Origin of the sequence: Proteiniclasticum sp. (assembly GCF_003514505.1) — a bacterium.
Lineage (GTDB): Bacteria > Bacillota > Clostridia > Clostridiales > Clostridiaceae > Proteiniclasticum.
In genome coordinates this window covers 50,049-72,346 of record NZ_DOPX01000016.1, presented here as the reverse complement: position 1 = coordinate 72,346, position 22,298 = coordinate 50,049, and the positions used below count along the sequence as shown (strand labels likewise).

Sequence of the window (22,298 nt, the reverse complement as noted above, 5' to 3'; positions counted from 1 at the left end):
CCTCCCTTATTCTGACCGTATTTTTGTCAATATTGAGCTTTTGTTCATATTTTGTTGGCATTTTATCTATAGTTAATGGTTTTCACTTTAAAAGTGTTTGTACTTCATTATACTTTATGGATACTTCACAAAACCTTAAATTTTCTTGAGTTTACATATTTTTAGCTTTTGTTCCGATTTTTTCACATAGTAAAACCCTCCACCGGGAAGAAGCCTGAGCTGCCTTTGATGGAGGGACTCTATTTTAAAGTAGTCTATTTCAGTTTATGGTCTCCAATGAGACGGTTCAGATAGGAAATCATGATTTCTGCTGTGGTGATGTTGGTGGCAAAGGGGATCTTATGCACATCACATAGGCGAAGAAGAGCCTGGACATCCGGTTCATGGGGCTGGGCGGTCAACGGGTCTCTCAGGAAGATGACAAAATGAATCTGCCCCGCTGCAATGAGGGCTCCAATCTGCTGGTCTCCGCCAATGGGACCGGACTGCAGCCTGTGTACAGGAAGTCCTGTTTCATCAATGAGTCTTTTTCCGGTGGTTCCTGTGGCATATAACGTAAACTTACTCAGAATCTCCCGGTGCTTCTGGGCAAAAAGCACCATATCGTCTTTCATATTGTCATGGGCTATGAGGGCTCCATTCATTTTTCTTCTCTCCTTTAAACTGCTAATGTCTTCATCACTCTGATTATAGCACAGAGAAGACCGTTCTTTTCAGGGAAAAACTGTTCTGGTCCCTCTGAAGATTCACAATATTTTCATCTATCCCTTTTCTATTTGAGTATAATGGAAGTATCGAAGAAAAAGCAGTAAGGAGGCTATATTATGTCAAATATTCCAATATGGAAACTGAATAACGGGATTGAGATCCCCAGCGTCGGCTTTGGTGTTTTTAAAGTAAAAGAAGGGGACGAAGTTTACACTTCTGTACTCGAAGCATTAAAAGCTGGTTACCGGCTCATCGACACCGCCGCCATCTACGGCAATGAGGAAGGTGTGGGCAGAGCTTTAAAAGACAGTGGCATCCCAAGAGAAGAAATTTTCCTCACCACAAAGCTCTGGAACTCCGACCAAGGATATGAAAGTGCATTTAAAGCCTTTGAAGTGAGCCTGGAGAAACTTGGCACTGACTACGTGGATCTTTATCTTGTGCACTGGCCAGGAAAAGACAAATATGTGGAGTCCTATAAAGCCCTGGAGAAGCTTCTTCAGGAGAATAAAGTCCGAGCCATCGGTGTCTGCAATTTCCACATCCATCATCTGGAGAAGCTTATGGCAGAAACCAAGATCATTCCAGCCATGAACCAGATTGAGCTGCATCCTCTCATGAACCAGAAGGCCATCAGAGACTACTGCAGAGACAGAGGCATTCAGGTGGAAGCCTGGGGACCTCTTATGCAGGGAAAAGAAGATCTGGCAGCACCTGTACTTGTGGCTCTTTCTGAAAAGTACGGAAAGTCCCCAGCTCAGATCATCTTGAGATGGCATTTCCAGAATGGGGTTCTGGCCATTCCAAAATCCGTTACTCCATCCAGAATCAAGGAAAACATCAGCATTTTTGATTTTGAGCTGTCACAGGAAGATATGGCACAGATCGATGGGATGAACCAGAACAAGAGACTCAGCGCAGATCCCGATACGATGATGAATGGCTTTGAATAGCCTTTCGAAACTCTCCTAGAGAACGAATGGAAGAAAGTGCATCCCTAAACTTTTGGGATGCACCTTCTTTCTTATGGTTACTCATTCAATATCTCAAGTTTAGGAAGCGAAGGTCTCCATATAGAACTTCTTGATCTCTTCCTTCAGCTGGTTCTTGGCTTCCACATAGGCCTCTTCTCCCTGTTCCTTCAGGTTTGTGATAAAGTCCCATTCGATGACCTTGTCTGCAAACACCAGAGGACATCCGCCTTCATCGCAGCCCACGATGAGCGCGTAATCCAGATCAAAGTCCATATCAAACAGTGTTTTCAGCGTCAGGTTCTCTGTGGAGATCCCGTCTTCAGAAAGCACCTTTGTGACCATAGGGTCTAAGGTCTCCCCTTCCAGGCTTCCCACGGCAGAAATCTCTGCGTCTTTGAAGAATTCTCTTCCGATGGCTGCTGCCATCTGTGCTCTTGCACTGCTCCCATTACAAACAAATGCCATTTTCATAGTCCATTCTCTCCTTCTCTACTTCCTTTTCTTCTTTCTCTGATTTTATCATAGAAAGAGTTCCATCTCCACTATTCTAGAAGTCACTTGGATCGTCAAACATCATGGCGTCATCATCGTAGTAGTCCAGGTAGGAGTGCTTCTCCCCTTTTTTGTCTCTCCAGCCCACCACAGAATCCATCTGGATGTTCTCTTGAGATCTGAAGATGCACTTGTCCACGTCCTTGTTCTGGGCTTTGAGATTCTTGATGAGTTCCCGGATCTCGTAGCGCTTGTTGCCGATCTTCTTCGCAGCCACCATGCAGGCACAGTTCAGCGGCCAGATGCCAGCGCTCTGAATCCAGTTTTTGATGTGGTCCTCTTCTATAAGATACATGGGACGGATGATTTCCATGTTCTCAAAGTTCTGGGCCTTCAGCTTCGGCAGCATGGACTTGAAGGTTCCGCCGTAAATGACATTCAGCATCACGGTCTCGATGACATCATTGAAGTGATGGCCAAGGGCCAGCTTGTTGCAGCCAAGGCTCTGGGCATACTCATAAAGGGATCCTCTTCTCATTCGCGCACACATGTAGCAAGGATAATCCTGTGCAATCTTATCTATGACATTGAAAATACCAGACTCATAGATCTTCACGGGAATCTCCAGGAACTTGCAGTTTTCCTCGAGAAGTTTTCGGATCTCCTTGTGGTATCCCGGGTCCATGGCGATGAACTCCACTTCAAAATCCACTTTCTTGTGCTTTTTCAGCTCCTGGAACAGCTTCGCTAAAATGAGGCTGTCCTTTCCGCCTGAAATAGCCACCGCCACTTTGTCTCCCTCTTCCACCAGGTTATAATCATTGATGGCTTTGATGAACTTCCCCCATACATTTTTCTTGTAGGTGGTGGTGAGGCTTCTCTCAATCTCCTGCAGCGTCTTCCGCTCGCTGAAAGGAACGAGAATCTCACAACCTTCTCCTGCTATACTCATATCTATCTACACCTCTTATTAAAATCATTCATTGGAATACAGTGTTAAATTATAGCACAAAATCTTCCCCTGCAATAGTTTATTTTATAAAAAACCATGCGGCTCAAGGGGTAAAGGTCTTCACCCCAGAAGAAAAATGCCCTTTTTCGTTAAAAATATATTAAAACCCGCTCAAGGCAGAAAAACAGGTCTATAATGATATCAATAGTAAAAGATGGAGGAAAAAAATATGATTATCACAACAACCAATGCTGTCGATGGAAAGAGAATCATTGCTTATAAAGGAATTGTCTTTGGCGAAGTCATCTCCGGTGTCAATTTCATCAAGGACTTCACCGCTGGTCTTTCCGACCTCTTTGGCGGAAGAAGCAAAACCTATGAAAGCGAGCTCATCGATGCCAGAATCAATGCTTTAAGAGAGCTGGAAGAAAGAGCCTACAGCCTGGGCGCCAATGCCGTGGTAGGTGTGAAGATCGATTATGAGACCTTGGGTCAGTCCAATGGAATGCTCATGGTCACCGCTTCAGGCACCGCTGTGGTTGTAGAATAACTAAGAAGCTGAATCCTTACAAAGAGAAAGAAGGAGTTTATCCATGACCATGGAGACTCCTTCTTTTTTGCTTTTCAAGATGCTAATATCCTAAATGAAGATCCACTACATTCAGAAGCTTCTCTCCTTGTCTGAAACGCTTGATATTCTCTGCCATGAGCTCTACAGCCCGCCTGTTGGTCCCATCACTGAAACCTCCAAGATGGGGGGTAAGGAGCACATTCTCAAGATCCCACAGTGGACTCTCTTCCGGCAGCGGCTCTTTGTGAAACACATCAAGACCTGCTCCACGGATTCTGCCTTCTTTTAGCGCCCTGATGAGAGCTTCTTCCTCCACCAGCGGACCTCTCCCAAGATTTATGAGCACTGCTTCTTTTTTCATGCTCTGGAATGCCTCTTCTCCCACCATACCTCTGGTGTCTTTGGTGAGGGGAGCCAGGATCACAATATAGTCTGCCGTTTCCATGGCCGAAAGCATGTGCTCTAAAGGCAGCACCTGGTCAAAATACTGAAGCTCCTCCGGCGTTCTCTTCAGTCCCACCACAGTCATATCAAAGGCTTTGGCTTTCTTCGCCAGAAGCTGTCCGATGCTTCCTGCCCCCACAATGAGAAGCTCCTTTCCCCGAAGCTCTGTGAGGTGGTACTCGTAAGACCAGGGTCTTTCTTTCTGATGCCTTATGGCCGGCAGAAAATCCCTGGAAAAAGCCAGGATCATGCCCATGATGTGGTCTGTCATCTGGGGACCATGGACTCCGCGGGTATTGGTTAGGACGATGTCCTTTTCCTTCAGATAAGAGAGTGGATGGGTGTTGACCCCTGCGGAGAAAGACTGGACCCATTTGAGGTTTCTCATGGGCGCAAGATCTTCCGCTTTATACCGGAAAGGAGGAATCACGGCCTCCACCTTTTCATAAAAACCTTCTGCATCTGACATCTTTTCAAGGTCCACAATCTCTTCAGAAGAGAGTTCCCTGAGAAGATCCGCTTCTTCTTGGGACAGGACCGATCTTGGCATACAGTTGATGATCATCTTCATTTCCCTCCAGAACTTTTCTACTATTTTAACATAGTTTCTTTGACTTTCCTCAAAACTTTCCCCTAGTTATTCCATTCTTCATATACCCGCAAAAAAAGTTCACAGTTTTTCCATAAACTAGCCTATACTATAGATAACTCATTTATTGCCGGAGGATACTGTAAAATGCAAAATAAAAATGCGGGCTATCTGGCCGCGGTCAGCATGTCTCTCATCGTTGGTTTTTCTTTCTATTTCAGTAAAATTGCCCTTTCCTTTGCTTCTCCTTTGGAGGTTCTGGCCCACAGGTTTACCGCAGCAGCGGTTTTCTCTGCGGTGCTTCTTCTTTTGAAGGTACTGCCCTTAAAAATCACCCGGGAGGATTTCCTGAAGTTTCTTCCCTTTTCCATTTTCTATCCCATCCTTTTTTTCCTATTGCAGGTCATTGGACTCACCAGTGTCCAGAGTTCCCTGGCTTCCATCATCCAGGCAACCACACCGCTCTTCACCATGGTCCTGGCGGCTCTTCTCTTGAAGGAAAAGGTAGGCCGGAAGAAACTCTTTTTTCTTCTCCTCTCCCTCTCAGGGATCCTCTATATTTCCTTTCATAAGGGCATCAGTTTCGAAGCCTCCAGTGTTCTGGGATATGCCTTTCTTCTCTTCTCGAGCTTTTCCTCTGCTGCAAATTTCATTCTTGTGAGAAAATATGCAAGAAGCCTTGGATATCTGAAGATCACGATCATGGCCGTCTTTGCCGGTTTCATCTTTTTCAATGGTGCTCTGTTTATCCGAATGGGGCTGGGAGCCTCTTTGGGCTCCTACAAGATGGCTTTTGGCACTTATCGCTACCTTTTTCCCATTCTCTTTCTTGGGATTCCCTCCACGCTCTTTTCCTCCATGCTGACAAACTTCTCCCTCACAAAACTGGAGGCTTCCACCATGAGTGTCTTCCATCATCTGGGCACCTTCGTGTCCATTTTTGCGGGAGTAGTACTCCTGAAAGAGACACTGTTTTTCTATGAAATCATCGGCAGCCTTCTGATTCTTCTCGGGGTCCTCGGCATAACCTTCTCCGGAAGGAAGTAATCTCGCCTTTTGAATCGTCCTTTGTACTTGAACATCATCAGATCTTACTTCCATAGCTTCCTTGAATCCTGTAATAACATGACGAAAAGCAAAAAAAAAGAGTAGAGCGCTGCATTCTGGATGCGTCTTCCAGAGTGCGTTCTCTACTCTTGCTTTTTAGTTAAAACTGATCCGCGATGGTCTGCAGGATCACATAAGAGGACATGGCGCCGGGATCCTCATGACCGATGGAACGCTCTCCCAGATAGGAAGCTCTTCCTTTGGTCGCAATGATTGTCTTAGTGTATTCCACACCTTTACCCGCTGCCTCTACAGCCGCATCGAGTGCTTCTCTTGTGGAGGAACCGTTTGAAATGGCTGCCTTCAAAGCTTCCAGCGCTGGTTCCAGAGCATCCACCATGGTTTTCTCTCCCACAGTCGCTTTACCTCTGGCCTTTACGCCGTCAAGACCTGCTTCCAGCATCGCCTGAAAATCTTCCAGAGTGATGTCTTCCTTGCCGGCAACTGCTTTGCCCGCATTCATAAATGCAGTTCCATAGAGAGGACCTGCAGCACCGCCCACCTTGGAGATCAGGGCCATGCCCACTGCCTTCATCACATCTGATGGTGTAGCCATCTCAGAAGCTTCCAGCTTCTCCTTTGCCGCACCAAATCCCTTCGCCATATTGAGGCCATGGTCTCCATCGCCGATGGCGGCATCCAGCTGTGTCAGAAACAGTTTCTTTTCTTCAATCACCTGACCCACGGCCAGGATGACTTCCTTTACCTTTTGTGCATTTGCCATAATACGTGTCCTCCTTGCAGTAAATTATAGAGACTTCAGAGCTGGTGTATCTGCTGGAGCATCAAAGAGTTCCTTCAGTTCATCATCCAGTTTGAGAAGAGTCACAGAGAATCCTGCCATTTCAAGAGATGTCATATATTCTCCCACCATGGACTTGTATACTTTGATTCCTTTTTCTGCCAAGATCTCATGAACTCTCTTGTTGACGATATAAAGCTCCATGAGTGGTGTGGAAGCAAGGCCGTTCACAAGAACAACCACTTCACTGCCGGTGTAGTCGATGTCTGCCAGGATCTTTCCTACCAGATGGTCTACCATCTCATCTGCAGTCTTCAGGCTTTCTCTGTGGGTTCCTGGTTCGCCGTGGATACCCATACCTACTTCCATTTCATCCTCACCTAAAGTAAAGTTTGGTTTTCCAGCAGCTGGAACAATACATGGAGACAGCGCAAGACCCATGGATCTTACATTCTTGATGACTTTTTCAGCCACGGCTTTTACTTCAGGAAGCTCAGCGCCGGTTTCAGCCTTTGCGCCTGCAATCTTATGAACAAGAACGGTACCTGCAATTCCTCTTCTTCCTGTGGTCCAGGTGGAGTCTTCTACAGCTACGTCATCATTGACCACTACATAGTCTACTTTCAGATCTTCTGCTTCTGCCATTTCCTTGGCCATTTCAAAGTTCATGATATCTCCGGTGTAGTTCTTCACAACGAGAAGACATCCCTTAGGGCCTGTGACAGCTTTCACAGCTTCAAATACCTGGTCTGGAGTTGGGGAGGTGAAGACTGCTCCGGCTACGGCGCCGTCCAGCATTCCTTTTCCTACGAATCCGCCATGAGATGGCTCATGTCCAGATCCTCCACCACTTACAAGGGCTACTTTTCCTTCCACTGGGGAATTCTTTCTCACAAGGACTTCAAAACCATCCAGTTTTCTTACGTGGTCTGGATGTGCGTACACCATACCCATCAGCAGTTCGTCGACGACATTGTTTGGATTGTTGATTACTTTTTTCATGTTACCCTCCTTGGATATTTGTAAACCTTTACTTCAAAGTGCAAATAAAACTAGACAGTCATCCCATCTAGTATTTGAACCCTATACGTACATTGTGAAACCATTGATGAACAAAGTCAATTCTCTTTAGGTAAATATTTCATTAATATTTAGCATAATTAACCAATTGTTTTCAGGTATCACTCCACTAGACAACGGGTTTTTCTCTTTTCCTCCTGCAGATGTTCATTTCTCGAACATGACAACTTGTGATGTTCCTTGTTTTTATTTTGAAAACCTCGTCAGCAGAAGGGATGTTTTACTGTGAATCTTACAGCTAACTCGTCAGATGATAACTGGCATGAAGAAGCTGCTTCACTTCTTTCGTCGCTACAGTGCCATCCAGGAGAATGGAGATCCAGTGGTTCCTATTCATATGATATGCAGAATAGATCCCTGGCTGGCTTCTCAGGACAGAAATAAGTTCAGGATCGCACTTCACATTAAGCACATCCACAGGAGGATCCTGAGACAAACCAAACTTACTTCCTGGTACTTTCAGGAGAAGCCCAAACCACTTTCTGCTCCTTTTATGACGAAACACTGCATGTTCAGGACTTTTGAGAAATGGATAGTCCGGAAGGATTCCATATTCTTCCCTGATATAGTCCAGCACCTGTTTCCGATTCATCTGCCCATATCCTCCTTTAAGCTCTCCGCTGTTCTTTCTTGCCGTATCCAACTGCTTCAATATTCTCTTCTATCCTTTGACAGCAGCTTTCTTTCACCTATGCCATCAGCCAAGGAAGAAGTCAAGAATGACCTCTACCGCCTCTTTCAGATATCCGCCCAAAAATATGGCAGCCATGAGCGACCACGTGGCAAAAAGAACCAATAGAAATCCCAAGGTTCCATCGAACTTATAGTAGACTTCTATTGCCACTAACGCAATGAAAAGCCAGAAAAACAGAAAGGATAATTTTCTTTTCATCAGTACATCTCTCCTCCATACTCTTAGTTCCAATGTTGCCTTCTTTACGGTTTTACCAACAGCATTTCTTTCTTACAGAAGTTTTCAGATTCTATTTTTCAGATCATGTTTCAATATATCGCTTTATATATAGATTCAGTAAGGGATTGAAATTTCCTTATAAATAGTACTATGCTTCTATTATACCGGAATCTGAGGCAGCAGTTCATTTTTCACCTGGATTTCAGACAAAAATAAAAAAAAAGAAAGAACCTAAAACCCATCGTGGATTTGAGATCCTTTCTTAAAACTTATCTTCTTCTCTTCTGAGCAGCTACTTCAAACTTCGCTTTTCTGCCTGAAAGTTTCTTGCCATTGAGATTCTCGACGATTTCACGTTCTGCACCCTGCAGTACATCCACAAAGCTGAACTTTGTCATGATGTCGACGGTGCCAATGCTGTCTGGCTTTAACTTTGTATTGTAGGTGATGAAGTCAATGAGCTTCTTTGGTGTGAGCTTATCCATGGATCCTACGGTGACAAAGAGTCTTACATACTTCTTTGGTGCTTCCAGCACATTCACTTTATAGTCAAAGCTCAGTTCATCCTTATAGAGGGAATGCATGAGAGCCGCTGCGATGTCTTCCACATTGAAGGTCTCTTTCAGCTCTTCGATGATGGGATAGAATCTCTCGTAGCCCTTTTGTGACAGCTCTGCCACAACCTTATCCTTGAAACGGTCATTCTTTGCCTTGAAGATGTCTTCTACAGTTGGAATATCACGCTTCACGATCTTGCTCTTTGTGACCTTTTCAATCTGTCTCAGGAATCCGATTTCTCTTCCACTGACTAAAGAGTAGGCAATTCCTTCTCTCTTGGCACGTCCGGTTCTTCCGATTCTATGCACATAGGATTCAATATCCTGTGGCAGGTCATAGTTCACTACGTGGGACAGGTTGTCGATGTCAATTCCTCTTGCAGCCACATCCGTTGCCACCAGGAACTTCAGCTTACGTTCTTTGAACTTCTTAAGCGTTGCAATTCTTACGTTCTGTGTCATATCGCCATGCATACCTGCAGCGTTATAACCTCTTTCACCAAGACTTGTGACCAGGTCATCCACGCCACGCTTGGTTCTGCAGAACACAAGTACAGATTCCATATCTTCGGTATCCATGATTCTGCACAAAGTTTCCAGACGGTACTGTTCACGCACTTCATAGTAGTACTGTGATACGGTGGAAACGGTCATGGAGTTTACTGCGATCTTGATGTGCACACGGTCTTCACTCATGTACTTCTTGGAAAGCCTCTTGTATTCATCTGGCATGGTTGCAGAGAACAGCATGGTCTGCTTTTCCGCGCTGGTTCCAGCCATGATCTTTTCGATGTCTTCCACAAAGCCCATGTTGAGCATTTCATCTGCTTCATCCAACACCAGGAAATCCACATCCTGAAGCTTCAGTACCTTACGTTCCATGAGGTCAATGACTCTACCAGGAGTTCCTACAACGATGTCTACGCCTCTTCTTAGGGTTCTGATCTGAGTGTCGATGCTGGAACCGCCATATACTGCCAAATGCTTGAAACCCGTGAATTTTGCGATTCTCTCGATTTCCTCGCTGACCTGCATCGCCAGTTCTCTTGTAGGTGCCAGAATGATGGCACTGACACTGCTTTTCTTTTCCATCATGCTGAGCATTGGTGCTGAAAACGCAAGAGTCTTTCCGGTTCCTGTCTGAGCCTGTCCAATGACATCTTTTCCTTCCAGAATCACTGGAATGACTTCTCTTTGGATGTCAGAAGGCACCTCGTACCCCATGGCTGCGATTCCTTTTTCCACCGCTTCACTTAATCCCAACTGAACAAATTTAATTTCTTCCATATATACCTCTTTTCCTTTAGATTTTCTTTTTCTGTGCTGACTCCATAAAAAAACCTCGCAGTTTGTGCGCTGCAAGGTGTTGATAATCGAAACTTCTTTAAAATTTATGTACTATCCTAAACCACTGATGTATTATAGCACTAAAATCCTCGAATAGCAATGTATTTTGAAAAAGACTTCCAGAGGAGATTAGCCCAAAATTCCTCTTCTTACTGCCTTCCCGGTCCATGCCACGGATTCTTTTCAAGGCTCACGGTCTTTCTCCCTCTTCTTCTCTATTTCAGGATGCCGAAGGTGAATCCCGCCTCTTCAAACTCATCAATGAGATGGTCCAGATACTCCGGTGTGGCTTTTTGCACATCATGCATGAGAATCACCGCAACCTTACGGTCTCCATTATCCTTGAAGGTCTTCATGGCGTATTTTCCCATGGCTTCCGGGGTTTCTGGTCTTCTGTTTTTTGGCTCCGAGTCTCCAGACATAGCATTCCAGTCAATATCCACGACCCCCTGAGAAAGCAGCGTATTCTGTGCTTCTTCCATGTTCTTCCAGCTCATGGAGCCCCCCGGAAATCTGAAGACATGGGTATCAAAACCCTCTCCCAGATGTCCCCGTAAAGACGTTCTTGTTTTCTCATACTCTTCCAGAATCCGGTCCGCTCTGGCGGATCTTCCCGGATAAAGATAGCTGTAGTCATGGCTGTAGCTGTGCACCGCAATGCTGTGACCTTCCGTGATATACCTTTGAAGAAGCTCAGAGGTGCCATTCTTATCCACATTATCCCCCAGAAGGAAGAAGGTTCCCGGAACGCCGCGCCTTTTCAGGACATCCAGCACTTTCTCTGTATTCTTATGAGGGCCGTCATCGAAGGTGAGAAATGCCAGGTTCTTTTCACCCTCAAAGGCTTTCTTCCCCCGCATCCATGCTTTCACATCCGCTGTGTCATAGGCATAGGCGGAAGCTTCATAGGAGTGATTGGAGCCTTCCTTGAGCCTTTTGAGATCCTTCATTTCCGGCGCAGCTTTTTCCGCCGGGATCTTTTCTGCAGGTCTCTTTGGGGTGAACTCCTTCACTTCAGGGAGTTCTTCGACTTTCACGGTTTCCCCTGGATTCCCCGCTTCCGGTAGAGTAGCCTTCATGAAAGAATCTCCTACTTCCTGAATCTTTGGCAAAAGTGTACTTCTTAAAAACAAGCCTCCTGCTCCCAGCACCAGAATAGCACCTATACTGGAAAAGAAAATTTTTCTTCTCTTTCTCTTTTTTCTCAGCTTCTCTCTTTGATTCAAATTATGTCTTCTATAGATATGATCTTCCATGTTATTCACCGTTCACTTTCTATCTCATTTGTTTCTCTGTAAGAAATGAGCTCCAGAAGTCCTGTTTCAGCTTCACTGCTCCTCTACATGGCACTAGTCTAACACCCGTGTATAAAACTAAGGTTACATAAAGGTGGCAATCCGTTTACAAAAAATGAAAAACATAAAAAGAGAAAACACACGGAGCTACGCCTATTATTTTCAGAAAGGTTTACAAAAGAGTCATGGGATCCCCAGTTTTTTTTGCTATGATAAGAAGTAGAGAAAACCAAGCAGAAAGGAATGAAAGAATATGAAAGATTATAAAGGATATATCGGCTCTTACACAAGAAAAGAGAGCCGGGGTGTGCGTGCCTTCCGCTTCAATGAGGAGGAGTTTGTCATTGAAGACTTTTATGAGGTGGAAGACCCTTCTTATCTCGCTCTTAGCCCTGACATGAATATCCTCTACGGGTCCATGAGAGACGGCAGCAGCCACGGCGTCTTTTCCATGAACCTCACCACAGACATCGTGGATAAAGTGCTTTTTGAGAAAGAAAACACCCCTTGCCACATCTCCACTTTTGAAGACAGGCTGCTTGCCTCCAACTACCACCAGGGTCTGCTGGATCTTTATGCCTTAGAAGAGGGCATGGTGAGAAAAAGACTCGATCAGGCCGCCCATGAAGGCTCCGGTCCCAATGAGAAGCGCCAGGAAGGACCTCATGTGCATTTTGCCATGAAAAACCCCCACCATTCTGAAGTGCTTGTATGCGACTTAGGCACCGACAAGGTGTACCGCTACGAAGCTTTTGATGAGCTTAAAAAAGTCGGTGAACTTCTTCTTCCCAATGGATCCGGCCCAAGGCACATCGCTTTTTCTAAAAAGCATCCCTATCTTTATGTGTTCACCGAGCTCTCCTCGGAGATCTTCGTCTACGATTTTAAGGACGGCGACTATCATTTGAAGCAGGTGGTGAAGACACTTCCGGAGGATTTTCAGGGAGAGAACACAGGAGCTGCCATCCGGCTCTCTCCGGACGAGAAGCACCTTTATGTCTCCAACCGTGGACAGGACTCCATCTCCGCCTTTAAGGTCAAGGAAAATCATCTGCTGGAGAAAATCGCCACCTACCCAAGCGGTGGAGAACACCCCAGAGACTTCAACCTCAGCCCAGATGGATGTTTCCTTCTGGTAGCCCATATGATCACAAACGATCTTAGTCTCTTCAGAATAGATAAGCAAAATGGTGAACTGACGCTTCTAAAAAAGGGCATCCGAACACCAGAACCCATCTCCATTGTCTTTTTGGAGAAGGAGTCCTAGATTTTTCAGGATAACGGAAAGAGAAAATGAAGTTTACCCTAAAAAAGATGCACCCTCTCGTAAGAAAGGATGCATCTTTTCACTTATATGGAATATATAGGGATCGAGCTATAGCGCGGGGACGCTGTAGCCTTTAGGCGATAGCAGTAAGTACGAAGGAGAGCATAAAGAGTACGGTGATGATATAAAGGATTGGATGTACTTCTTTTCCCTTCTTCTGAAGAATCTTGGAAATGGCATAGAACAGGAATCCAAAGGCGATACCATTGGTGATGGAGTAGGAGAATGGCATGAAGGCAATGACCATGAATGCAGGAACTGCAACGGCCAGGTCGTGCCAGTCAATGTTCTTTAGACCTTCAGACATGAAGATACCTACCACAATCAGTGCAGGAGCAGTCGCTGCGCCTGGAACCATCAGTGCGATGGGAGAAAGGAAGAGAGAGATGAGGAACAGTACGCCTGTGGTTACAGAAGCAAGTCCTGTCTTTGCTCCCTGAGCGATACCAGCAGCACTTTCCACATAAGTGGTTGCATTGGAGGTACCGAGCAGTGCACCAATGGAGGTGGCAGTAGCATCTGCAAAGAGAGCCTTTTCCATCTTTGTGCTCATTCCCTTGGAGTTTTCAATGGAGTTAGCATCCGCTTCGGTGAAGATCCCTGCTTTTCTTCCAGCACCCAGGAATGTTCCAATGGTGTCGAAGGTATCGGTGAGGGAGAATGCGAAGACGGTGGTCAATGTGATAAACAGCTTGTCCGCTGCGAAAATGCCTTTAAAATCCAGCGCAAAAAGTGTTGGAGATAAGCTTGGCACTTTGAACATGTCTGCAGACAGTTCTGGCACATGGGTAACACCAAAGAAAATACCAAGGACTGTGGTGGACACGATACCGATGAGAATTGCACTTCTTACCTTCAGAAGAAGAAGCACTACTGTGATGATGAGTCCAATTAAAGCAACCTGAGCGGTTGGGTTTGTAAAATCAGTCAGCGCAGGGATGATGTCTGCGAACATTCCGCTTCCATCTCCGTTGTCGGTGATTCTGGAAACTGTTTCTGCAGTAAAGGTCAAAAATCCAGCCTGCTTGATGCCAAGATAAGCAATGAAAAGACCAATACCACCGCTGATGGCATACTGAAGGGATTCTGGAATCGCCTTCACGATCATCTTACGGATTTTTGTCACCGTGATGAAAATGTTGATCAGTCCACAGATGAATACCAGTGCCAGAGCTTGCTGCCAGGAGTATCCAAGAACAAAAACAACGGTAAAGGTGAAGAATGCATTCAGTCCCATACCAGGAGCCACTGCAAAAGGAACGTTTGCGACAAATGCCATGATGAAGGTTCCGATGGCTGCGGATAGAATGGTTGCGGTGAACACTGCACCCTGGTCCATTCCAGTGAGAGCCAGAATCTGTGGATTAACAAAAATAATGTAGGCCATGGTCAGGAATGTGGTGAAGCCACCCAGCACTTCGGTTTTTACATCTGTGCCGTTTTCCTTCAGCTTAAAGAGTTTTTCCATTTTACACCTCGTATGAATATTTAGTATGATTACTTCTCTATTCTATCCGAACATTAAGGAATAAGCAATATTTTTTATTCGTGATTTTGAACTCTTCACAGTTTTGAGAATGGAAACGGTTTTCTTTGGTCTTTTCTGCTTTTTTAGTGGATTTCTCCCTCAATATCCGTATTTATCCATATGATATCCACAGCTGTGCATAACATCATTCGGTCTTTCACGCTGCATCCCGGGTGCTTTTATGATAGAAGGTATACGTACATCCGGAGACCTTTTCCCATATATTTCGTATTTTATTTCCTTTCTTATTCGTAAAAAGACCCCAAGCATCTGCCCGAGGTCTTTGAATCTGCTGTTTTCAGCTTTTTTATACTTTGTAAATGGTGGAAGCGGTATTACCGCCCTCTCCACTCCAGTTGTGGTGGAAGAACTCCCCTTCTGGGCGGTCCACTCTTTCATACATATGGGCTCCAAAGTAGTCTCTTTGGGCCTGAAGAAGATTCGCCGGCAGGTTTTCTGTATGGTACCCGTCATAGTAAGACAGGGCAGAGCTCATGGCCGGCATGGCGATGCCGTTTCTTATGCCAAGGATCACCATCTCTCTTAATCCCTTCACAGCTTCTTCCAGTTCACTTCTGAAGAAAGGCGCCACCATGAGGTTCTTCAGCTCCACATTCTCTTCATAAGCATTTCGGATGTCATTGAGGAAAGCGGAGCGGATGATGCAGCCGCCTCTCCAGATGGAGGCAATCTCTCCCAGCTTCAGCTCCCATCGGTAGTGGTCCGACGCTGCCTTCATGAGGGAGAACCCCTGGGCATAGGAAATGATCTTTGCCGCATACAGGGCTTTTTCCAGAAGATCCACTGTGTCCTTCTTCTCTGGAAGGCTTCTTGGTTTCTCCACACCTTTGGCCGCTGCCACTCTTTCTGCCTTCATGGAGGAGAGGATTCTCGCATAAACTGCTTCCGTAATGAGGGTCACCGGTTCTCCCTCTTCCAAAGCGGAGATCACTGTCCATTTACCGGTTCCCTTCTGCATGGCTTTATCCAGGATGTAATTCACGATATACTCTCCGTGTTCATCCTTTTCATTGAGAATCTCGGAGGTGATCTCCACCAGATAGCTCTCCAGTCTTCCTTTATTCCAGGCAGAGAAGATTTTCGCCATCTCCTCATTGTCTACACCCACCACATCCCGCAGGATGGCATAGACTTCTGAGATCAGCTGCATGTCTCCATATTCAATGCCGTTGTGTACGGTTTTTACATAGTGGCCGGAGCCTCCGTTTCCAATCCAGGTAGTGCAGGGCTCATCTTCATTTGCGCCAGCCTTGGCGGCAATGGCCATGAAAATGTCCTTTATTCCTGCCCAGGCTTCTTTGTTCCCGCCGGGCATCATGGAGGGTCCATAGAGAGCGCCCAGCTCTCCGCCAGAAACACCGGAGCCGATATAATAGATGCCTTTTTCCTCCAGGTACTGCACTCTTCTTTCGGTGTCCTCATAATTGGAGTTTCCTCCATCTATGATGGTATCTCCTGGTTCCAGATAAGGCAGAAAGTTCTCAATGGTGAGATCCACCGTTTCTCCAGCCTTGATCATCAACATGATTTTTCTGGGCTTTTCTAAAGAAGAGGTGAACTCTTCGATGGAATAGGCGGGAATGAACTTCCCTTCCTTACCCTTTCCTTCCATGAACTCCCGGATGACTTCCACGCTTCGGTTGCCAATGGTCACCGGATACCCTTTAGACTCTATATTTCTCGCCAGGTTTTCTCCCATGACACGAAAACCATAAATACCTATTGCACCTTTCATTTCCTAACCTCCATGGGGCAGATTCCCGCCCAAATCAATTTGATACAAGTTAATCTCTTTCTTCTTATTATCATGGTTTCCATGTTTTTTTTCAAGGGGCAACGGAAACTTCGTGCAAAAAGTAAAAGGGAGCAGAAAAGATCCCTGCTCCCGTTAAAATGATTGCTTCTATTCTTCTGTATCTTTCAGAAGGTCCACATAGCTGATTTCCAGACCTTTGGCGATTCTTTTCAGTGTTTTAATGGACGGATTTGTTCTTCCGATTTCCATGTCCGAAAGATATGTATTTGATATTCCTACAATGTCTCCAAGTTCTTTTTGTGTCAGATTCTTCTTTTTTCGGTATTTGCGTATATTATCTCCGATAGTGACCACTCCTCCACCCCCTATAAGATTATTATACGTTCAAACCGAAATAATTCAATGGATTTTACGCCCTTGGCGTAATTTATCTTTCCTGTAACTTCTTCCCTGTTTTTCATTGTAAAATAAACGTAAAATACCAAAATTTACGGAATTTGGAGGATCTTATGAGCATTGGTGAAAAACTGAAAGCAGCCAGGAAACAAAAGAGACTTACTTTGAAAGAAGTCGCCAGTGTCACAAACCTTTCCATCTCCTATATCAGCGATATAGAGCACGGGAAGAGTTTGCCCCCCATCGATACCCTGACAAGCCTTTGTAAAGCGCTGGACATCTCCATGTACACCTTTTTCAAAGAGGAGGAGCCCATGTTTCTCCGGGAGACCACCCTGCAGGGCGAGCTGACGGAGCTTCTTCGGGATTTTCCGGACTGGAGTCCTGAGGATAAAGAAGAGCTCATCCGCTACCTGAAAGCGAAAAAAGTGGTGAGAGAGGGCCAGGACTAAAAGATAAACATAGCAGAAAAAGATGGAGCAGCCACTTACGCTGCTCCATCTTTTTTCTGTTTCCAGAAGGTTTCTTTGTCATAGTCTGAGAGGCTTTCAGAAAACTTCTTCTTGATTTCCAAAAGCCGCTGAAGATCCCTTATGTACTGATAAAGACTGGACCGGTTCTCAAACTCTTCTCTGGTTTTTGGCAGGTCCTGTCCTCTGAAGATCTCCAGATAATCACAAAGATCATCCATGAGCTCTTTTGCGGTGTTCAGCTCATGGAACTGATCACTGACCAGTTCTGAAAGAGACGCCACCAGACGGTTCTGTTCATAGTACCTGGTCACATGGTTCAGATGGTCGCTCATGATTTTCAGCACTTCGTACTGCTTGATCCGCATTTCCATATAGCGCACATAATACACAAAGCTTTCGGAGAGGTAGTTGGAGGCAAGCCTCTGGGCTTTGTCCATACCTCTTTTTAGTGTCGCATCCAGCTTTTGAAGCAACACTTCTTCCTCCGCATCCTTCTTCTGGGTGAGAATGCTTCTGGAGAAGCTGAGAAGAATGGCCCGGAAAAGCTCTTCCACTTCCTTCTGCGCAGCTCGGATGTCCTTTTCCACACTGGGCATATAGGTATTGAGTAAAAGGGCAATGCCTGCGCCTATAATGAGAATGCCATACTCATTGAGGATCCAGGAAAAAGCCACGGACTCCTCTATGAGCAAATGAGTCACAAGGACGGTGCTGGGTACAATGCCCTCGTTGAGGTTCAGCGCCGCTGCCGTGGGGATGAAGAGGAGAAGGTAAATCCCAAAGCTCCAGGCAGAGTAGCCAAAGAGAAGAAACACCCCCACCGCCACCGCCAGGGCAAGGGTGGTGGAACCCAGTCTCCGAAGAGCGATCTCAATGGATTTTCTCTTGGTGCTCTGGACACTGAGCACCGTGATGACCCCGGCAGAAACCGCGTAGGAAAGCCCCACATACTGAGCGATGAGGACTGCCAGGGTTGCGCCTATGGCCGTTTTAAAGGTTCGGTATCCTACATATTTACGGAGCTTCATGTTCATCCAGCCTTTGCATTTTTTTCAGAAGAGTGATGAGGGTTTTCTTTTCGTCCTCGCTGAGGCCCTCCATGGACTCTTTCATAATGGAAAGATGCTTCGGGAACACCTCTTCCATGACATCTTTTCCTTTTTCAGTGAGACTCAACTGATAAGACCTTCTGTCTCCAGGAGTGGCTTTTTTCACCACATAGTCTTCCTTAAGAAGGTTTTGTATGACCACAGTCATATTGCCTCCACTGGTTAAAATCTTCTCTGTGATCTCGCAGACCCTCATGTCTCCTTTGTGATATAAAACCTCCAGTACCATAAATTGCGAGGGGGTCAGTCCAGAGTCCTTCATGTTCTTCATGGTCTCCTTATGGACCATGGAAAGGCTCCGGCTGAGTGAGATCAGCAGTTTCAGATTGAGATCGTGTTCTTTGCCATAACTTTTTTTCTTCGTTTCCATACCTTTACTATAATCGAAATCCCGTTTCATTTCAATTGCATCCAATTGAAATGAAACGGGATTCTTTTTCACACGCTCTGCATCTGCTGTTTTTCCAAAGAAAAAAGTGCTGTCTCCAGCACCTTTTCCTGTAGTCAAATGAATTATTTGAGGTTCTCCGCAGCATGCTGTCCTGCGATTCTTCCGCTGGTCAGCGCAAACTGCACTGCGGATCCGGACATGTACACCTGATTGTAGAGAATTTTGTTGGCATTTTCTCCTGTGGCATAGAGGTTCTCGATGATGCTTCCATCTTCTTTCAGCACCTGGAAGGAATCATTGGTCTTTACTCCGCCAAAGGTCCCCATGGTCACTGGGTAGAACTTGATGGCATAGTAAGGGGCTTTTTCCACAGATACCAGATAGTCCTTGGACTTGCCCATGGCGTCCACACCGGACTTCACGCCCTCATTGAAGGTCTTCATGGTTTCTTCTAGTGTTTCCACTGGAACCTTCATATTTTCAGCCAGTTCCTTGAAGGTTTCTCCCTTCACCACTTCCTCAGAAGGCATGGCCGCTTCTAAAGCCTTCACAAGATCCGCATTGGCTTCTGTGGAATCCACCAGGAGCCAGGTGCCCTTTTCTTCAATGAGCTTGTTGGTGGCGATGGAGTAGTGCACTTCCTCGTTCATGAATCTTTCACCCTGGTAGTTCACATAAAGCCTTGTCCAGTCCATGCCTAGGGCTTGGGTCCCTGGAATCTTGCTGCCGATGCCAAGGCCAATGATCCAAGGCTCCTCATATAGCGCCGCCCCGAGCTTTTCTGCCATGACGATGCCGTCTCCGGTGCTTCCTACAGAAGCCCAGCTAAGAGCGGAGGTGCCTTTGGCTTCAGGCACAAATCTCTCCAGAAGCTCTTCACTCTTGGCAAAGCCTCCTGCTGCGAGAATCACTTTATCCGCATGGACAATGACCTTTCCGTTCTTGTCTTTTGCTTCCACGCCGATGACTTTTCCGTTTTCATCCACCAGGATGTCCACTACTTCGGTTTCCGTTCTGATTTCCACGCCTTCTCCGGTGATGAAATTCTTGATGTTGTTGGTTAAGGTCGTTCCACCTTTCGTGGTGGCGTCGCTCTTGGCAAAATGAAGTCTTCTCACTGGATCCAGTCCGAAGCCCATGATGGCAGAGTATTCATGCTTCACCGTATCCACCAGCCACTCCGTGGTGACTACAGCGGCATCCATGAACCGGTCCACAAAGTCGTAATCCGGATACACCCCTTCTTTATTGGACGCGTCCTGGCGCTCTTTCCAAAGCTCCATCCAGGATTCCTTCGAGTCTTCAATGCCTTCTGCTCTTTGGAACTTGGTGTCTGTGGCGGAAATCCCTCCACCAGACAGGGCAGTGGAACCACCTGTGGCAGCGAGCTTTTCCAGCACGATGACTTTGGCGCCATGCTCTTCTGCCGATGCGGCGGCCACGAGTCCAGCACCGCCTCCGCCGACTACCACCACGTCCGTGGTGATCTCAGTGACCTTGGTTTCTTCTTCCTTGTCTGTGGCTGCTTTCAGCTTTTCCGCATCCCCGCCTGCTTTTACAATGCAAGCTTCTACTGCGGCCAGGATGGCCTTGGAAGTTACCGTGGCTCCCGCAATTGTATCCACAGCCAGCGTCTGTCCATCCACAATCTCTTCAGGGATTCTTTCGAGTGGTGCATCGCTGATCCCTGCAGATTCTTTGTGGGACAGCACCTTTACGGATACGATGGCATCCTTGGACAGTTCCACAGAGACCGTCAGGTCTCCATTATGTCCCTGGACGGTTTCTTCATAGGTGCCTGCTGTATAAAGTCCCTTTTCTTCTTCTTTTGGTGCATCGCTTTTCTGGCATCCGGCAAAGCTCATGATCATAAAGACCAGTAGAAGCCCTGCATACCATTTCAGATTTCTCTTTTTCACTTCTGTTTCCTCCCGCATTTTGTTTGATATTTTTCAAACTTATATGATTATGTTAAATTATCGTCTTTTGTCCATGTCAACAGGAAGATTCAGCGGATTTTCTGTAAAATAACAAAAAACCATGGTCTTGACTCCATGGTTTTCCTGATGATTCATTCTTCTCTTATATGGCTTCTAAAACAATGCTACTCTTCCTCTTTCTTCCATGAATCACCTTCTGATAAAGAGGTTTTCCCAGAAGATACGGATCTTCTGGATTCTCCTGAAAGGCTGGCCCCAGTGAAGATTCTTTTACCATCTGAAGACCTTGCGTCTTCATCTTCTCTGAAAGATAATGCTCCTCATATCCTTTTCCTTCAAGGCGAAGCTCTGACTTTTTTACCTCTGCATAAAGAGACGCCCCCACGTAGTCTCCTTCCTCCTTTAAAAGTGGCAGCACCGGAGTTAGAAGACACTTGCCTGTTTCTTTTTCAAAGTTTCGCACCATGCCAAAATCCACCAGAAGATCCACACTTTGCTCCTTCAATGGAAGGTAGTCATAATCGCAGCAGAGAAAGAGAAATCTATCGTGCTTCGCATAAGTTTCCAGATTTCTTTTCAGCTGAAGGATCCTCTCTAAGTCGTAGTCCACCAGAATATAGGTGGTTTCCTCCCGAAGCTCTTTCAGGTACTGCTGAAGGAAAAAGCCCACACAGTTGTTCATCTCCATCATATAAGGAAGAGGCGCTTTCACCTCATGGATCCGCTCCATCATAAGACCCATGGTCTGGTAGATATGATTGATGTAGGTATGGCTGGAGCTTTCAAGAAACTCCTCTTTGGTCTGCATTTTTCTGCCACAGTTCATCTTTGTCCGGACAGAAGGCTCATAGACAAAGACTCCTGCACTGACCTTGGCTTCATAGCCGCAGCCGCACAAAAAGTCCCCTTCCACCACCATATGATCCACCAGATCCCCTCTTTTTAGTGGAAGCCTTTCCCCGCAGGAGGGACAGGCAAGGATGGAGAGGGCTTCTAAAGGAATTCCCAAAACCCGGTCCTTCTTCTCCTCCTTTTCTACTGTCTCAATCTTTTCCTGAAGGATTCTTTCCAGGCTTTCGGCTTTCTTCCGCATGGCAAAAACCTCTTCCTGCTGCACTCTCAAATGTTTCAGATACTTTTGTCTATAGAGAGCCGAGTCTTCTCCGCTGAGCCTTTTGAGGGTCATAAGTTCCAGGATGGCGCTGAGGGAAAACTGCAGCCCTTTCAGCGTTTTAATGGTCTCCAGATCTTCTCCGTCTGAAGTAGTGAAGTAATACTGTTCTCCCCGCTTATGAGCCACCAAAAGACCCTTCTCCAGATAAAAACGCACTGCATCCTGCGTCACCTGATGTTTTTTAGAAAATGCCCCAATTCTCATCTCTTTCCCCCACTGTATCTCATCGTTTAGAAATAAATCACTTCTATTCTACCTTACTGTGAAAGATGTGACAATTCAAAGGTGAACCCTTTTAGATGGATCCTTCCTCAGATTCCACTTTCTGTTTTCTTTGACAAAATTAAACAATGTCATTCTTTTGATACGTTTCCTCTTCTCTCCTAAAGTACGCTAAAGTTATGAACCTGTG

At 45.9% G+C, this 22,298-nt stretch carries 22 protein-coding genes; 5 read left to right on the top strand and 17 right to left on the bottom strand.

Going from position 1 to position 22,298, the window contains the following annotated elements; translation table 11 throughout:
• Positions 1-254: 254 nt before the first annotated feature.
• Positions 255-644 carry a methylglyoxal synthase gene (gene mgsA, locus DEF30_RS04890; RefSeq protein ID WP_294097055.1) on the bottom strand — a complete coding sequence of 130 codons (390 nt, stop codon included), beginning with the start codon at positions 642-644 and terminating at the stop codon, positions 255-257.
• 180 nt (positions 645-824) lie between these two features.
• On the opposite strand from mgsA, the gene DEF30_RS04885 reads away from it, so the two are divergent.
• Positions 825-1,661 (top strand): aldo/keto reductase, encoded by an 837-nt coding sequence (locus DEF30_RS04885; RefSeq protein WP_294097053.1) that lies wholly within the window; start codon positions 825-827, stop codon positions 1,659-1,661.
• A gap of 99 nt (positions 1,662-1,760) precedes the next feature.
• Here the strand turns inward: DEF30_RS04885 and DEF30_RS04880 are convergent, their stop codons facing one another.
• Together DEF30_RS04880 and DEF30_RS04875 are read right to left on the bottom strand one after the other, a co-directional pair.
• Positions 1,761-2,153 (bottom strand): hypothetical protein, encoded by a 393-nt coding sequence (locus DEF30_RS04880; RefSeq protein ID WP_294097051.1) that lies wholly within the window; start codon positions 2,151-2,153, stop codon positions 1,761-1,763.
• Positions 2,154-2,229: 76 nt separating this feature from the next.
• Positions 2,230-3,126, bottom strand: a complete 897-nt coding sequence (locus DEF30_RS04875; RefSeq protein WP_294097049.1) for an ATP-binding protein — start codon at positions 3,124-3,126, stop codon at positions 2,230-2,232.
• A gap of 229 nt (positions 3,127-3,355) precedes the next feature.
• Here DEF30_RS04875 and DEF30_RS04870 point away from each other — a divergent pair, with 229 nt between their 5' ends.
• Positions 3,356-3,676, top strand: a complete 321-nt coding sequence (locus DEF30_RS04870; RefSeq protein WP_031575158.1) for a putative heavy metal-binding protein — start codon at positions 3,356-3,358, stop codon at positions 3,674-3,676.
• An 82-nt stretch (positions 3,677-3,758) separates the two neighbouring features.
• Here DEF30_RS04870 and DEF30_RS04865 read toward each other — a convergent pair whose 3' ends face one another.
• Entirely contained in the window at positions 3,759-4,706 is a 948-nt protein-coding gene (locus DEF30_RS04865) for a D-2-hydroxyacid dehydrogenase (protein WP_294097041.1), read from the bottom strand.
• Positions 4,707-4,877: 171 nt separating this feature from the next.
• On the opposite strand from DEF30_RS04865, the gene DEF30_RS04860 reads away from it, so the two are divergent.
• A complete protein-coding gene (locus DEF30_RS04860; RefSeq protein ID WP_294097039.1) occupies positions 4,878-5,777 on the top strand; it encodes a DMT family transporter in 900 nt (299 codons plus the stop codon).
• Between the two features lie 160 nt (positions 5,778-5,937).
• Here DEF30_RS04860 and dhaL read toward each other — a convergent pair whose 3' ends face one another.
• The 6 genes from dhaL to DEF30_RS04830 form a co-directional block, all read right to left on the bottom strand.
• Positions 5,938-6,561, bottom strand: a complete 624-nt coding sequence (gene dhaL, locus DEF30_RS04855) for a dihydroxyacetone kinase subunit DhaL (RefSeq protein ID WP_074911599.1) — start codon at positions 6,559-6,561, stop codon at positions 5,938-5,940.
• A 24-nt stretch (positions 6,562-6,585) separates the two neighbouring features.
• Positions 6,586-7,581 (bottom strand): dihydroxyacetone kinase subunit DhaK, encoded by a 996-nt coding sequence (dhaK, locus tag DEF30_RS04850; RefSeq protein WP_294097036.1) that lies wholly within the window; start codon positions 7,579-7,581, stop codon positions 6,586-6,588.
• A gap of 316 nt (positions 7,582-7,897) precedes the next feature.
• Positions 7,898-8,311: an MmcQ/YjbR family DNA-binding protein gene (locus tag DEF30_RS04845; protein WP_294097032.1), complete on the bottom strand. Its 414-nt coding sequence runs from the start codon at positions 8,309-8,311 to the stop codon at positions 7,898-7,900.
• Positions 8,312-8,356: 45 nt separating this feature from the next.
• The gene (locus DEF30_RS04840; RefSeq protein WP_294097030.1) at positions 8,357-8,551 is read right to left on the bottom strand and encodes a hypothetical protein; all 195 of its coding nucleotides are present in this window, start codon (positions 8,549-8,551) and stop codon (positions 8,357-8,359) included.
• Between the two features lie 290 nt (positions 8,552-8,841).
• Positions 8,842-10,416, bottom strand: coding sequence for a DEAD/DEAH box helicase (locus DEF30_RS04835; RefSeq protein ID WP_294097028.1), 1,575 nt, complete (start codon positions 10,414-10,416; stop codon positions 8,842-8,844).
• 275 nt (positions 10,417-10,691) lie between these two features.
• Entirely contained in the window at positions 10,692-11,732 is a 1,041-nt protein-coding gene (locus tag DEF30_RS04830) for a polysaccharide deacetylase family protein (protein ID WP_294097026.1), read from the bottom strand.
• A 292-nt stretch (positions 11,733-12,024) separates the two neighbouring features.
• On the opposite strand from DEF30_RS04830, the gene DEF30_RS04825 reads away from it, so the two are divergent.
• Entirely contained in the window at positions 12,025-13,038 is a 1,014-nt protein-coding gene (locus DEF30_RS04825; protein ID WP_294097024.1) for a lactonase family protein, read from the top strand.
• A gap of 133 nt (positions 13,039-13,171) precedes the next feature.
• Here the strand turns inward: DEF30_RS04825 and DEF30_RS04820 are convergent, their stop codons facing one another.
• The 3 genes from DEF30_RS04820 to DEF30_RS04810 all read right to left on the bottom strand — a co-directional run bounded on the left by DEF30_RS04820 (position 13,172) and on the right by DEF30_RS04810 (position 16,757).
• On the bottom strand, positions 13,172-14,566 hold the full coding sequence (locus tag DEF30_RS04820) for an NCS2 family permease (RefSeq protein ID WP_294097023.1): 1,395 nt from the start codon (positions 14,564-14,566) through the stop codon (positions 13,172-13,174).
• Positions 14,567-14,933: 367 nt separating this feature from the next.
• Entirely contained in the window at positions 14,934-16,382 is a 1,449-nt protein-coding gene (gnd, locus tag DEF30_RS04815; RefSeq protein ID WP_294097022.1) for a decarboxylating NADP(+)-dependent phosphogluconate dehydrogenase, read from the bottom strand.
• A 168-nt stretch (positions 16,383-16,550) separates the two neighbouring features.
• Positions 16,551-16,757 carry a helix-turn-helix transcriptional regulator gene (locus DEF30_RS04810; protein ID WP_074911589.1) on the bottom strand — a complete coding sequence of 69 codons (207 nt, stop codon included), beginning with the start codon at positions 16,755-16,757 and terminating at the stop codon, positions 16,551-16,553.
• 155 nt (positions 16,758-16,912) lie between these two features.
• Between DEF30_RS04810 and DEF30_RS04805 the strand changes: the two genes are divergently transcribed.
• On the top strand, positions 16,913-17,251 hold the full coding sequence (locus DEF30_RS04805; RefSeq protein WP_294097017.1) for a helix-turn-helix transcriptional regulator: 339 nt from the start codon (positions 16,913-16,915) through the stop codon (positions 17,249-17,251).
• A gap of 35 nt (positions 17,252-17,286) precedes the next feature.
• Here the strand turns inward: DEF30_RS04805 and DEF30_RS04800 are convergent, their stop codons facing one another.
• The 4 genes from DEF30_RS04800 to DEF30_RS04785 form a co-directional block, all read right to left on the bottom strand.
• Positions 17,287-18,300, bottom strand: coding sequence for an aromatic acid exporter family protein (locus tag DEF30_RS04800; protein WP_294097015.1), 1,014 nt, complete (start codon positions 18,298-18,300; stop codon positions 17,287-17,289).
• Complete coding sequence (locus DEF30_RS04795; protein ID WP_366409384.1) at positions 18,287-18,889, bottom strand: MarR family transcriptional regulator; 603 nt, start codon at positions 18,887-18,889, stop codon at positions 18,287-18,289. The genes DEF30_RS04800 and DEF30_RS04795 overlap by 14 nt, the downstream gene beginning before the upstream one ends.
• 5 nt (positions 18,890-18,894) lie before the next feature.
• Positions 18,895-20,691: an FAD-dependent oxidoreductase gene (locus tag DEF30_RS04790; RefSeq protein ID WP_294097013.1), complete on the bottom strand. Its 1,797-nt coding sequence runs from the start codon at positions 20,689-20,691 to the stop codon at positions 18,895-18,897.
• A 163-nt stretch (positions 20,692-20,854) separates the two neighbouring features.
• Positions 20,855-22,090: a MerR family transcriptional regulator gene (locus tag DEF30_RS04785; RefSeq protein WP_294097012.1), complete on the bottom strand. Its 1,236-nt coding sequence runs from the start codon at positions 22,088-22,090 to the stop codon at positions 20,855-20,857.
• Between the last annotated feature and the right edge of the window lie 208 nt (positions 22,091-22,298).